Genomic DNA, 12,488 nt, shown 5'->3' on the forward strand with positions numbered 1-12,488 from the left:
ACTGCTGCGGCGCCTTTCATCTGACGAGAGCGGCGGCGCAGAGGTTCAACCTGCCTCGCCGGGGCCCGGCTAGCCTGCGTCGATCAGCGCCTGCACCTGGGCGATGCGGCTGTCCAGGGTCGCCCGGTCCGCACAGCGCAGGGTGGCATGGCCGACCTTGCGACCGGCCTTGAAGGCCTTGCCGTAGTGATGCAGGTGGCAATCGTCGATGGCGGTGACCTTATCCACAGCCGGTACGCTGCCGATGAAGTTGAGCATGGCGCTCTCGCCGACCTTGGCGGTCGAGCCCAGCGGCAGGCCGGCGACGGCACGCAGGTGGTTCTCGAACTGGCTGCACTCGGCGCCTTCGATGGTCCAGTGCCCGGAGTTGTGCACCCGCGGGGCGATTTCGTTGGCCTTCAGGCCGCCGTCGACCTCGAAGAATTCGAAGGCCAGCACGCCCACGTAATCGAGCTGCTTCAGCACCCGGCCGACGTAATCTTCGGCCAGCGCCTGCAGCGGGTGCGCGGTGCTGGCGATCGATAGGCTGAGAATGCCGCTGTCGTGGGTGTTGTGCACCAGCGGGTAGAAACGCGTTTCGCCATCACGGCCACGCACGGCGACCAGCGACACTTCGCCGCTGAACGGCACGAAGCCTTCGAGGATGCACGGCACGCTGCCCAGCTCGGCAAAGGCACCGGTGACGTCTTCGGGTTTGCGCAGCACCTTCTGGCCCTTGCCGTCGTAGCCCAGGGTGCGGGTCTTCATCACCGCCGGCAGGCCGATGCTGGCCACCGCGGCATCCAGGTCGGCCTGGGACTGGATATCGGCGAACTCGGGCGTGGGGATGCCCAGGTCCTTGAACATCGACTTCTCGAACCAGCGGTCGCGGGCGATGCGCAGCGACTCGGCACTCGGGTAGACCGGCACGAACTGCGACAGGAAGGCCACGGTTTCCGCCGGCACGCTCTCGAACTCGAAGGTCACCAGATCGACTTCGTCGGCCAGCTGGCGCAGGTGATCCTGATCGCCGTAATCGGCACGGATATGCTCGCCCAGGGCTTGCGCACAGGCGTCCGGCGCCGGGTCGAGGAACGCGAAATTCATGCCCAGCGGCGTACCCGCCAGGGCCAACATGCGGCCGAGCTGGCCGCCACCGATCACGCCGATCTTCATTACTGCGCCCTCGGGTCCGGGTTTTCCAGCACGGTATTGGTCTGCTCGTCGCGGAACTGCTTGAGCGCCGCGTGGAACTGCGGGTGCTGGTGACCGAGGATGCTCGCCGCCAGCAACGCGGCGTTGATGGCGCCGGCCTTGCCGATGGCCAGGGTGGCGACCGGGATACCGGCCGGCATCTGCACGATGGACAGCAGCGAGTCGACACCCGAGAGCATGGACGACTGCACCGGCACGCCGAGCACCGGCAGGTGGGTCTTGGCAGCACACATGCCCGGCAGGTGGGCGGCGCCACCGGCACCGGCGATGATCACCTGGATGCCACGGCCCTCGGCTTCTTCGGCGTACTGGAACAGCAGATCCGGCGTGCGGTGGGCGGAGACCACCTTCACCTCGTTGGGAATGCCCAGCTTGTCGAGCATCTCGACGGTATGGCTCAGGGTGCTCCAGTCGGATTTGGAACCCATGATCACGCCAACCAGTGCGCTCATCGTCGTGCCTCTCTACGTCTCGGGCGCAGGGCGCCATGTCGATTGATCGGGCGCTTGGCGCCGCGGCAGAAACAACAAACCACGCGGGAGGCGTGGTTTGCGCAAATCGGCAATTATACTGCAGTCGCGCATAAATCGATAACCAACCGCCTGTCGGCCGGTGGCGCAGTGCGCACCGGAACTTGTCCTGGCGCAATGTCCGCCCCGCGGAGCCTTCCATACTGGGGACTCCTATCGAGGAGGATCGCGCCATGCAGCAGACCATGAAAGCCGCCGTCGTCCATGCCTTCGGCGAGCCCCTGCGGCTCGAGGAGGTGAAAGTGCCCCTGCCCGGCCCCGGGCAGATACTGGTGAAGATCGAGGCGGCGGGCGTTTGCCACACCGACCTGCACGCCGCCGACGGCGACTGGCCGGTAAAGCCCAGCCTGCCGTTCATTCCCGGCCATGAGGGCGTTGGCTACGTTGCCGCGGTAGGCGCCGGCGTCACCCGTGTGCGCGAAGGCGACCGGGTCGGCGTGCCCTGGCTGTACACCGCCTGCGGCTGCTGCGAGCACTGCCTGACGGGCTGGGAAACCCTCTGCGCCGACCAGCAGAACACCGGTTACTCGGTCAACGGCAGCTACGCCGAGTACGTGCTGGCCGACCCCGATTACGTGGGTATCCTGCCGAAGAACGTCGAATTCGCCGAGATCGCGCCGATCCTTTGCGCCGGCGTCACCGTCTATAAAGGCCTGAAGGTAACCGGCACCCGCCCCGGCCAGTGGGTGGCGATTTCCGGCATCGGCGGCCTCGGCCACGTGGCCGTGCAGTACGCCCGCGCCATGGGCCTGCACGTCGCGGCCATCGATGTGGACGACGCCAAGCTGGCGCTGGCCAGAAAGCTCGGCGCCAGCCTGACCATCAATGCCCGCCAGGAAAACCCGGCCGAGGTCATTCAGCGTGACATCGGTGGCGCCCACGGCGTGCTGGTCACCGCGGTATCGAACAGCGCCTTCGGTCAGGCCATCGGCATGGCCCGGCGCGGCGGCACGGTCGCCCTCGTGGGGCTGCCGCCCGGCGATTTCCCGACACCGATCTTCGACGTGGTACTCAAGGCCATCAGCATCACCGGCTCCATCGTCGGCACCCGCGCGGACCTGCAGGAGGCCCTGGACTTCGCCGGCGAGGGATTGGTGAAGGCGACCATCCACCGTGACCGGCTGGACAACGTCAACGGCGTGCTCGAGCAGATGCGTGCCGGGCAGATCGAAGGCCGGGTGGTGATGCAGTTCTGAGCAGCGCGTTTGCCAGCGGGAACGGGCTCACAGTGCCCGCTGTCAGACGCCGTTAGACTCAGTCTCATCACCCACCAAAGGACTCCGCCATGACACGGCTGTCGCTGCTTATCGCCTCAACCTTCCTGACCTTCAACGCCAGCGCCCTGGAACTGGCGAAATATCCCAAGGCGTTCGTCGCCGACAAGGGCATCAGCGTCGTCGTTGCCCCCAGCAGCGACGAGAAGCAGGCCCTGGTACAGATCAGCGGTATCAACCACCCGCTGGACGAAGTGGTGCTGCTGACCCAGGTCGAGCCGCGCAGCCAGGACGAAAGCGACTACGCCACCACCCTCGATGGCAGCAGCTACGTGCTGCTCGGCCAGCGCCAGGAATGGGGCGGCGAGTCCTATCAGCTGTACCTGCCGGGCAACCGCGACCCGCTGTACCTGAGCTTCGACGACAAGGCCAGCAAGGCGGTCAAGCCGGCCGAACTGCTCGCCCTCTATGAAAAGCAGCACAAGGACGGCGTACAGGAGAAGCTCGCCCGTTTCGATCGCGAGAAGCGCCAGCAATACCACGTCGAGCGCCTGCAACAGATGGATGCCGAGGCCTCGACCAGCTGCGGCACCACCCTGAAGACCGTCATCGACTGGCAGGCCATGGACGAGCAACTGCTCAAGGAGCTGAGCGTGTCCGGCTATTGCGGCGAGGTGGTCAACCAGATGAACAACCTGTGCAGCAGCTCGCCTGAATTCAAGGAGCAGGCTGCCAAGCTGAACACCGTCGAGTGCGGCTTCGGCAAGGACATGAAGATTCGCGAACAGGGCAATCGCATCCTGTTCACCACCGAGCGTGACGCCGCCAACCAGGGCGAATTCATCAACGCCTTCCTGCGTAATCGTTAAGCGCCCCCTTACCGGGCGGCCTTCCAGGCCGCCCAACTCTCATTCGGAAAACCGAACGCCAGGCGGTCGAAAAACCGAACATCCGACCATCACGCCTTTTATCTGCGTCTGAATAAAAAATAAATTGCTTTAAAATTCAAACACTTGATATCCGAAAACAGGCCTATCGAGGCCTGGCACACATCCTGCTCCCTACAAGGCAGGAAAGCGATAGCCCTTCCACATGGAGGCACGTACCCGCCGTACGTCCCCAATAACAACAACACCGAGGAATCGACCCATGCGTATCGTCCCCCGCGTACTGGCTGCAGCCGTTGCCGCTACCCTGATGTCCAGCCCGGTCTTCGCCGCCGAACTGACCGGCACCCTGAAGAAGATCAAGGACTCGGGCACCATCACCCTGGGCCACCGCGACTCGTCCATCCCCTTCTCCTACTATGGCGACACCTCCAAGCAGCCGGTTGGCTACTCCCATGACCTGCAACTGAAGGTCGTCGAGGAGCTGAAAAAGGAACTGGAGCTGCCTGACCTGAAGGTGCGCTACAACCTGGTCACCTCCCAGACCCGCATCCCGCTGGTACAGAACGGCACCGTGGACCTGGAGTGCGGCTCCACCACCAACAACGTCGAGCGCCAGCGCCAGGTCGACTTCTCCGTCGGCATCTTCGAAGTGGGCACCCGCCTGCTGACCAAGAAGAGCAGCGGCGTGAACGATTTCGAGGACCTCAAGGGCAAGAACGTGGTGACCACCGCCGGCACCACCTCCGAGCGCCTGCTCAAGTCGATGAATGCCGAGAAGAAGATGGGCATGAACGTGATTTCCGCCAAGGATCACGGCGAGTCCTTCCTGATGCTCGAGTCCAACCGCGCCGTGGCTTTCATGATGGATGACGCCCTGCTGGCCGGCGAAATGGCCAAGGCCAAGAAGCCGGATGACTGGCACGTGGTCGGCACCCCGCAGTCCTTCGAAATCTACGGCTGCATGGTGCGCAAGGGCGACGAAGGCTTCAAGAAGGTGGTCGACAAGGCCATCACCGACACCTTCGCCTCGGGCGAGATCAACGACATCTACAACAAGTGGTTCCAGAAGCCTGTTCCGCCAAAGGGCCTGAACCTCAACTTCCCCATGAGCGACGAGCTGAAGAAGCTGATCGCCGAGCCGACCGACAAGTCTGTAGAGCAGATCTGACGGCGTGATGCCGCGCCCCTTTCACGAGAAGGGGCGTAGCGGGGACCCGGAGGGGCCGCCGGCCTCTCCATCCATTTCCTGACGAAGCCGAAACCGTTCGCTCACGCGGATACGGGCGACTGTTGCCCGCCACCTGGCCTCGCCGCGTCAACTCACCTGAGGGGAAACCCGATGAATTACAACTGGGACTGGGGCATCTTCTTCAAGTCCACCGGCATTGGCGATGAAATCTACCTGGAGTGGTTCATCACCGGCCTGGGCTGGACCATCGCCATCGCCCTGGTCGGCTGGCTGATCGCCCTGTCGCTCGGCTCGCTGCTCGGCGTGATGCGTACCGTGCCGAACCGCCTGATCTCCGGGATCGCCACCGCCTACGTGGAGATCTTCCGCAACGTGCCGCTGCTGGTGCAGCTGTTCCTCTGGTACTTCCTGATGCCGGACCTGCTGCCCGAACCACTGGAGCTGTGGTTCAAGCAGGACCTCAACCCGGCCACCTCGGCCTACCTGTCGGTCGTCATCTGCCTGGGCCTGTTCACCGCCGCCCGCGTCTGCGAGCAGGTGCGCACCGGTATCGAAGCGCTGCCCAAGGGCCAGACCGCCGCGGCCTACGCCATGGGCTTCCGCCTGCCGCAGATCTACCGCAACGTGCTGCTGCCCCAGGCCTACCGGATCATCATTCCGCCATTAACCAGTGAGTTTCTGAACATCTTCAAGAACTCCTCGGTGGCTTCGCTGATCGGCCTCATGGAGCTGCTCGCGCAGACCAAACAGACCGCCGAGTTCAGCGCCAACCTGTTCGAAGCCTTTACCCTGGCGACGCTGATCTACTTCACCCTGAACATGAGCCTGATGATGATCATGCGCATGGTCGAGCGTAAGGTCGCCGTGCCGGGCCTGATCTCCGTGGGAGGCAAATGATGGACTTCAGTCAGATCATTCCCGCCCTGCCAGGCCTCTGGGAAGGCATGGCCATGACCCTGCAGCTGATGGTCATGGGCGTTATCGGTGGCGTGATTCTCGGCACCCTGCTGGCGCTGATGCGCCTGTCGAGCAACGTGCTGCTGTCCAAGCTGGCGGCCACCTACGTCAACTACTTCCGCTCGATCCCGCTGCTGTTGGTGATCACCTGGTTCTACTTCGCGGTGCCGTTCATCCTGCGCTGGATCACCGGTGAGGACACGCCGGTGGGCGCGTTCGCGTCCTGCCTGGTGGCCTTCATCATGTTCGAGGCGGCGTACTTCTGCGAAATCGTCCGTGCCGGCATCCAGTCCATTCCCAAGGGCCAGATGGGCGCTGCCCAGGCGCTGGGCATGAGCTACGGCCAGACCATGCGCCTGATCATCCTGCCCCAGGCGTTTCGCAAGATGACCCCGCTGCTGCTGCAGCAGAGCATCATCCTGTTCCAGGACACCTCGCTGGTCTACACCGTCGGCCTGATGGACTTCCTCAATGCTGCCCGCTCGCGCGGCGACATCCTGGGCCAGCCCCATGAATTCCTGATCTTCGCCGGCCTGGTCTACTTCACCATCAGCTTCGCTGCCTCGCAGCTGGTCAAGCTCCTGCAAAAAAGGTTAGCCGTATGATTTCCATCAAGAACGTCAACAAGTGGTATGGGGACTTCCAGGTGCTGACCGACTGCACCACGGACGTCAAGAAAGGCGAAGTGGTCGTGGTCTGCGGGCCGTCCGGCTCGGGCAAATCGACCCTGATCAAGTGCGTCAACGCCCTGGAGCCCTTCCAGAAGGGCGACATCGTGGTCGACGGCACCTCGATTGCCGACAAGAAGACCAACCTGCCGAAACTGCGCTCGCGCGTTGGCATGGTGTTCCAGCACTTCGAGCTGTTCCCGCACCTGACCATCACCGAAAACCTCACCATCGCGCAGATCAAGGTGCTCGGCCGCAGCAAGGAAGAAGCCACCAAGAAAGGCCTGCAGTTGCTCGACCGCGTCGGCCTCTCGGAGCACGCCCACAAGCACCCGGGCCAGCTCTCCGGTGGCCAGCAGCAGCGCGTGGCGATTGCCCGCGCCCTGGCCATGGACCCGATCGTCATGCTGTTCGACGAACCGACCTCGGCGCTCGACCCGGAAATGGTCAACGAAGTGCTCGACGTGATGGTGCAGCTGGCCCACGAAGGCATGACCATGATGTGCGTGACCCACGAGATGGGCTTCGCCCGCAAGGTCGCCGACCGGGTGATCTTCATGGACGCCGGCAAGATCGTCGAAGACTGCCCCAAGGAAGAGTTCTTCGGCGATATCAGCGCCCGCTCCGACCGCGCCCAGCAGTTCCTCGCCAAGATCCTCCAGCACTGATGCACCCGGCCCGCCATCGCCGCGATGGTGGGCCTAGACTCGACAAGTACCACAACGATCGAGACCCATCATGCGCCTACTGCACTTCAAGACCCTGACCCTCAGCGTTGCCATCGCCGCCTGCAGCCATGCGGTACTGGCGGCCCCTCTCGACGGCGGTGCGGTCGCCGCCCCTGACGGCTACGCCGCCAAGGTGGCCGCCGCGGTACTCAAGAACGGCGGCAACGCGGTGGATGCCGCCGTCGCCACCGCCTTCACCCTGGCCATCACCTACCCCGAAGCGGGCAACATCGGCGGCGGCGGCTTCATGACCCTGTTCATGGATGGCAAACCCTACTTCCTCGACTACCGGGAAACCGCGCCCAAGGCCGCGACCAAGACCATGTACCTGGACGACAAGGGCGAGGTGATCGAGAACCTCAGCCTGGTTGGCGCCAAGGCCGCCGGCGTGCCCGGCACGGTGCTGGGCCTGTGGGAAGCCCACAAGCGCTTCGGCAAGCTGCCCTGGAGCGAGCTGCTGACGCCCGCCATCGGTTACGCCAACAACGGCTTCAAGGTCGCCGACCAGCAGTTCCAGTACCGCGAAGACGCCATCGGCCTGTTCAACGGCAAGACCAACTTCACCGCGCACTTCGGCAGCATGCGCCCGGGCGAAACCTTCAAGCAGCCGCTGATGGCAGAGACCCTGGAGCGCATCGCGGCCAATGGCCCGGACGAGTTCTACAAGGGCAAGACCGCCGACCTGCTGGTCGCTCAGATGCAGCGCGACGGCGGCTTGATCAGCAAACAGGACCTGGCCGACTACCGGGTCAAATGGCGCGAGCCGATGCGCGTAGACTGGCAGGGCAACAGCCTGTACACCGCGCCGCTGCCCAGCTCCGGCGGCATCGCCCTGGCCCAGCTGATCGGCATCAAGGAGCAGCGCGCCGCCGACTTCAAGGGCGTCGAGCTGAACTCGGCGCGCTATATCCACCTCTTGGCCGAGATCGAAAAACGGGTGTTCGCCGACCGCGCCGACTACCTGGGCGACCCGGACTTTTCCCAGGTGCCGGTCGCCAGGCTGATCGACGCCGACTACCTCAAGCGCCGCGCCGCCGAGGTCAACCCGAGCGCCATTTCGCCGACCGAGAAGGTTCGCCCGGGCCTGGAGCCACACCAGACCACGCACTTCTCGATCGTCGATGCCGACGGCAACGCGGTCAGCAACACCTACACCCTGAACTGGGATTTCGGCAGTGGTGTGGTGGTCGAGGGTGCCGGCTTCCTGCTCAACGACGAGATGGACGACTTCAGTTCCAAGCCCGGCGTCGCCAACGCCTTCGGTGTGGTGGGCAGCGATGCCAATGCCATCGCGCCGGGCAAGCGCATGCTGTCGTCGATGAGCCCGAGCATCGTCACCCGCGACGGCAAGGTCAGCCTGGTGCTGGGCACGCCCGGCGGCTCGCGGATCTTCACCTCGATCTTCCAGGTGCTCAACAACGTCTACGACTTCAAGCTGCCCCTGGAAAAGGCCGTGGCTGCCCAGCGCGTCCATCACCAGCTGCTGCCCAAGGACACCCTCTACTACGACGCCTACGCGCCGCTCACCGGCAAGGTCGCCGACGAGCTGAAAGCCATGGGCTACGTGCTCGAGGACCAGGGCTGGAACATGGGAGACATCCAGGCCATCCGCGTCGACGGGCGCCGCCTGGAAACCGCCTCCGATCCGCGCGGGCGCGGCGTCGGCCTGGTGGTGGAACCCTGAGCCCCGTGTCATGACCCGCCCGCCACGGCGCCGCGGCACCTGCGGCGTTGAGCCGCCACCCGCGCCGCGGCGCGGGCTGGCTCGGTCACGGTGACTGTGATGCAATGCGCGTCCGTCAGTCTCCCTGGGGTGCCGCCCGCCTTGGCCGCCAAACCGCGCTACGTCCGCCACCTGTCGCTGACCCTGCTGATGCTGGCACTGGTGGCCGCCTGTGGCTACGCCGGCTACTACCTCAGCGAGAAATCGGGTATCCGCAGCCTGGTCGAAAGCGGTGAGCGCCAACTCGAGCTCAATGCCCGGGCGGTGGAAAGCGAGATCAACAAGTACACCTACCTGCCCAGCCTGCTGGAGCTCGAAGCCAACGTCAGCCGCCTGCTGCTGACCCCCGACGCCTACCGGCGCCAGCGCGTCAACGACTACCTCGAAGGCCTCAACCAGCGCAGCGGCAGCCTGGCCATCTACGTGATGGACACCGACGGCCGCGTGCTGGCCACCAGCAACTGGCGCCAGGCGGACAGCTACCTGGGCGAGGATCTCTCGTTCCGCGCCTATTTCCAGGACGCCCTGGAAGGCGAACAGGGCCGCTTCTACGGGATCGGCAGCACCACCGGCGAGCCGGGCTATTACCTGTCCCATGGGCTCAAGGCCAACGGCCGGATCATCGGCGTGGCGGTGGTCAAGGTGCGCCTCGACCCGCTCGAGCAGCGTTGGCAACGGGCGCGCCTGGAAGCCTACGTCAGCGACGAGAACGGCATCATCATCCTCTCCAGCGATCCGATGCGACGCCTCAAGGCGGTACGCCCGCTCAACGCCGACACCAAGGAGCGCCTGGCGCGCAGCCTGCAGTATCACTGGTCGTCGCTCGACGAGCTGATCCCCCTGGCGCGCAAGCCTCTGGCTACCGGGGTCGAGCAGGTCAGCTTCGCCGGCCATAACGGGCAGGATGCCAGCGAGGTCACCCACTATCTCGCCCAGAGCCGCCCCCTGGAAGACACGCCCTGGCACCTGACCCTGCTCAGCCCGCTGCAGGACCTGCGCCGCGAGGCCGTCAGCCATGGCATGCTGGCCGCCGCCGGCTTCGCCCTGCTGGCCTTTCTGCTGATCGCCTGGAACGAGCGCCGCAAGGTGATCGCCACCCGCCTCGCCGCCCGCGAAGCCCTGCAACTGGCCAACAGCGAGCTGGAGCGCAAGATCGCCGAGCGCACCGCCGACCTGCGCGCCAGCAACGACCGCCTCAAGGCGCAGATTCGCGAGCGCCGCCAGGCCGAGGAAACCCTGCGCCTGGCCCAGGACGAACTGGTGCAGGCCGGCAAGCTGGCGGTCATCGGGCAGATGTCCACCAGCATCGCCCACGAACTCAACCAGCCACTGGCGGCGCTGCGCACGCTGTCCGGCAACACCGTGCGCTTCCTGTCCCGCGGTGCCTACGACGTGGCCACCACCAACCTGCAGACCATCAACGAACTGGTCGACCGCATGGGCAAGATCACCGGCAGCCTGCGCGCCTTCGCCCGCCGCTCCAACGACGGTGGCGAAGCCAGCCTGAGCAAGGCCGTGGACGCCGCCCTGCAGGTGGTGCAGCCGCGCCTGGAGCGCACGCCACTGAACATCCATCATCAGTTCGAAGACGCCCGGCTGGCGATCAACCAGACCCGCCTGGAGCAGATCCTGGTCAACCTGATCGCCAATGCCGCCGACGCGATGAGCGCCCAGGCCGATCGCCACCTGTGGCTGCGGGGCAGCGCCGAGGGCGAGCGCTACCGCCTGCGCGTGGTGGACAACGGCCCCGGCATCGCCCCCGAGGACCGTACCCACCTGTTCGAACCCTTCTTCACCACCAAGCCCGGCGAGCAGGGCCTGGGACTCGGCCTGACGCTATCGGCCAGCCTCGCCGCAGCCGCCGGCGGCAGCCTCAGCGCCGACCATCCGCCCCAGGGCGGCACCGCCTTCGAACTCAACCTGCCCCAGGTTGCCGCTGTCATGGAGACACCCGATGAATGATGACCTCACCGTGCTGATCGTCGAGGACGACCCCCACGTGCTGCTCGGCTGCCAGCAGGCCCTGGCACTGGAGGACATCCCCTGCGAAGGCGTGGGCAGCGCCGAAGAGGCCCTGCGGCGCATCGATGCCGATTTCGCCGGCATCGTCATCAGCGACATTCGCCTGCCCGGCATGGACGGCCTGCACCTGCTCGGCGAACTCAAGCGCCGCGACCCCAGCCTGCCAGTGGTGCTGATCACCGGTCACGGTGACATCAGCATGGCGGTCGGCGCCATGCGCGACGGCGCCTACGACTTCATGGAGAAACCGTTTTCCCCGGAGCGCCTGGTGGACGTCGCCCGCCGCGCCCTGGAACAACGCAGCCTGGCCCGCGAGGTGTCGTCGCTGCGCCGCCAGCTGGCTGGCAGGCAGGCCCTGGAGCAGCGCCTGATCGGCCGCTCGCCGGCCATGCAGCAGCTGCGCGAACTGATCGCCAACGTCGCCGATACCTCGGCCAACGTGCTGATCGAAGGCGAAACCGGCACCGGCAAGGAGCTGGTCGCCCGCTGCCTGCACGACTTCAGCCGGCGGCAGAGCAAGGCCTTCGTGGCGCTGAACTGCGGCGGCCTGCCGGAGAACCTGTTCGAAAGCGAGATCTTCGGCCACGAGGCCCATGCCTTTACCGGCGCCGGCAAGCGGCGCATCGGCAAGATCGAGCACGCCAACGGCGGCAGCCTGTTTCTCGACGAGATCGAAAGCATGCCGCTCAACCTGCAGATCAAGTTGCTGCGCGTGCTGCAGGAACACAGCCTGGAGCGCCTGGGCTCGAACCAGCCGATCGACGTCGATTGCCGGGTGATCGCCGCCACCAAGGCCGACCTGGACGAGGCCGGCAAGAGCGGGCTGTTTCGCAGCGACCTCTACTACCGCCTCAACGTGGTGACCCTGGAGTTGCCGCCGCTGCGCGAGCGCCGCGAGGACATCGCCCTGCTGTTCGAGCACTTCCTGCAGCTCTCGGCCCTGCGCTTCGACCGCGCCGCGCCCGAGCTGGATCGCCACACCCTGGCCGCCCTGCTGGCCCATGACTGGCCCGGCAACGTGCGCGAGCTGCGCAACGTCGCCGAACGCTTTGCCCTCGGCCTGCCGGCCTTCAAGAAAAGCGGCGCCAACGAAGGCAACCCCGCCACCTTTGCCGAGGCCGTGGAAGCCTTCGAACGCAACCTGCTGGTCGACGCCCTCGAACAGCACGCCGGCAACCTCAGCCAGGCCGCCCAGGCCCTGGGCATGGCCAAGACCACGCTGTTCGACAAGGTGAAGAAGTACGGGCTGGGGTGAGGATTGGCGACTCAACGGGTCATGATGGTGTAGCCAAAGACTGTGGGAGCGGGCATGGACTGGGCGTCCCCGCCCGCCCCCACAGATGGATATCCATCACGGCGACCACCAGGGCACA

The 12,488-nt window shown here is 65.5% G+C and carries 11 protein-coding genes; 9 read left to right on the plus strand and 2 right to left on the minus strand.

Annotation, left to right across the window (positions count from 1 at the left end):
- Positions 1–69: 69 nt before the first annotated feature.
- Both K8U54_RS09435 and purE read right to left on the minus strand, forming a co-directional pair.
- A complete protein-coding gene (locus K8U54_RS09435) occupies positions 70–1,155 on the minus strand; it encodes a 5-(carboxyamino)imidazole ribonucleotide synthase (protein WP_249909881.1) in 1,086 nt (361 codons plus the stop codon).
- Positions 1,155–1,646, minus strand: coding sequence for a 5-(carboxyamino)imidazole ribonucleotide mutase (gene purE / locus K8U54_RS09440; RefSeq protein WP_073263433.1), 492 nt, complete (start codon positions 1,644–1,646; stop codon positions 1,155–1,157). The genes K8U54_RS09435 and purE overlap by 1 nt, the downstream gene beginning before the upstream one ends.
- 251 nt (positions 1,647–1,897) lie before the next feature.
- On the opposite strand from purE, the gene adhP reads away from it, so the two are divergent.
- The 9 genes from adhP to K8U54_RS09485 all read left to right on the plus strand — a co-directional run bounded on the left by adhP (position 1,898) and on the right by K8U54_RS09485 (position 12,370).
- Positions 1,898–2,920, plus strand: a complete 1,023-nt coding sequence (adhP, locus tag K8U54_RS09445; protein WP_249909882.1) for an alcohol dehydrogenase AdhP — start codon at positions 1,898–1,900, stop codon at positions 2,918–2,920.
- Positions 2,921–3,009: 89 nt separating this feature from the next.
- The gene (locus K8U54_RS09450; protein WP_249909883.1) at positions 3,010–3,807 is read left to right on the plus strand and encodes a hypothetical protein; all 798 of its coding nucleotides are present in this window, start codon (positions 3,010–3,012) and stop codon (positions 3,805–3,807) included.
- A 280-nt stretch (positions 3,808–4,087) separates the two neighbouring features.
- Positions 4,088–4,996, plus strand: coding sequence for a glutamate/aspartate ABC transporter substrate-binding protein (locus tag K8U54_RS09455; RefSeq protein ID WP_249909884.1), 909 nt, complete (start codon positions 4,088–4,090; stop codon positions 4,994–4,996).
- 171 nt (positions 4,997–5,167) lie between these two features.
- On the plus strand, positions 5,168–5,914 hold the full coding sequence (locus tag K8U54_RS09460; RefSeq protein WP_249909885.1) for an amino acid ABC transporter permease: 747 nt from the start codon (positions 5,168–5,170) through the stop codon (positions 5,912–5,914).
- Positions 5,911–6,579, plus strand: coding sequence for an amino acid ABC transporter permease (locus K8U54_RS09465; RefSeq protein WP_177344592.1), 669 nt, complete (start codon positions 5,911–5,913; stop codon positions 6,577–6,579). The genes K8U54_RS09460 and K8U54_RS09465 overlap by 4 nt, the downstream gene beginning before the upstream one ends.
- Positions 6,576–7,310, plus strand: a complete 735-nt coding sequence (locus tag K8U54_RS09470) for an amino acid ABC transporter ATP-binding protein (protein WP_249909886.1) — start codon at positions 6,576–6,578, stop codon at positions 7,308–7,310. The genes K8U54_RS09465 and K8U54_RS09470 overlap by 4 nt, the downstream gene beginning before the upstream one ends.
- A gap of 70 nt (positions 7,311–7,380) precedes the next feature.
- Positions 7,381–9,054, plus strand: a complete 1,674-nt coding sequence (ggt, locus tag K8U54_RS09475) for a gamma-glutamyltransferase (RefSeq protein ID WP_249909887.1) — start codon at positions 7,381–7,383, stop codon at positions 9,052–9,054.
- Between the two features lie 99 nt (positions 9,055–9,153).
- Positions 9,154–11,055: a sensor histidine kinase gene (locus K8U54_RS09480; protein WP_249909888.1), complete on the plus strand. Its 1,902-nt coding sequence runs from the start codon at positions 9,154–9,156 to the stop codon at positions 11,053–11,055.
- Positions 11,056–11,095: 40 nt separating this feature from the next.
- Positions 11,096–12,370 carry a sigma-54-dependent transcriptional regulator gene (locus tag K8U54_RS09485; protein WP_249910425.1) on the plus strand — a complete coding sequence of 425 codons (1,275 nt, stop codon included), beginning with the start codon at positions 11,096–11,098 and terminating at the stop codon, positions 12,368–12,370.
- Positions 12,371–12,488: the final 118 nt, after the last annotated feature.

This window comes from Pseudomonas fulva (genome assembly GCF_023517795.1).
In the GTDB taxonomy this organism is placed as follows: Bacteria; Pseudomonadota; Gammaproteobacteria; order Pseudomonadales; family Pseudomonadaceae; genus Aquipseudomonas; species Aquipseudomonas fulva_D.

What these genes read in the sequence shown, in the direction of transcription:
- ggt (WP_249909887.1), top strand. Translation starts at nt 7,381, where the DNA reads ATGCGCCTACTGCACTTCAAGACCCTGACCCTCAGCGTTGCCATCGCC.
- purE (WP_073263433.1), bottom strand. Translation starts at nt 1,646, where the DNA reads ATGAGCGCACTGGTTGGCGTGATCATGGGTTCCAAATCCGACTGGAGC.
- K8U54_RS09480 (WP_249909888.1), top strand. Translation starts at nt 9,154, where the DNA reads ATGCAATGCGCGTCCGTCAGTCTCCCTGGGGTGCCGCCCGCCTTGGCC.
- K8U54_RS09455 (WP_249909884.1), top strand. Translation starts at nt 4,088, where the DNA reads ATGCGTATCGTCCCCCGCGTACTGGCTGCAGCCGTTGCCGCTACCCTG.
- K8U54_RS09460 (WP_249909885.1), top strand. Translation starts at nt 5,168, where the DNA reads ATGAATTACAACTGGGACTGGGGCATCTTCTTCAAGTCCACCGGCATT.
- K8U54_RS09450 (WP_249909883.1), top strand. Translation starts at nt 3,010, where the DNA reads ATGACACGGCTGTCGCTGCTTATCGCCTCAACCTTCCTGACCTTCAAC.
- K8U54_RS09470 (WP_249909886.1), top strand. Translation starts at nt 6,576, where the DNA reads ATGATTTCCATCAAGAACGTCAACAAGTGGTATGGGGACTTCCAGGTG.
- K8U54_RS09435 (WP_249909881.1), bottom strand. Translation starts at nt 1,155, where the DNA reads ATGAAGATCGGCGTGATCGGTGGCGGCCAGCTCGGCCGCATGTTGGCC.
- K8U54_RS09465 (WP_177344592.1), top strand. Translation starts at nt 5,911, where the DNA reads ATGATGGACTTCAGTCAGATCATTCCCGCCCTGCCAGGCCTCTGGGAA.
- adhP (WP_249909882.1), top strand. Translation starts at nt 1,898, where the DNA reads ATGCAGCAGACCATGAAAGCCGCCGTCGTCCATGCCTTCGGCGAGCCC.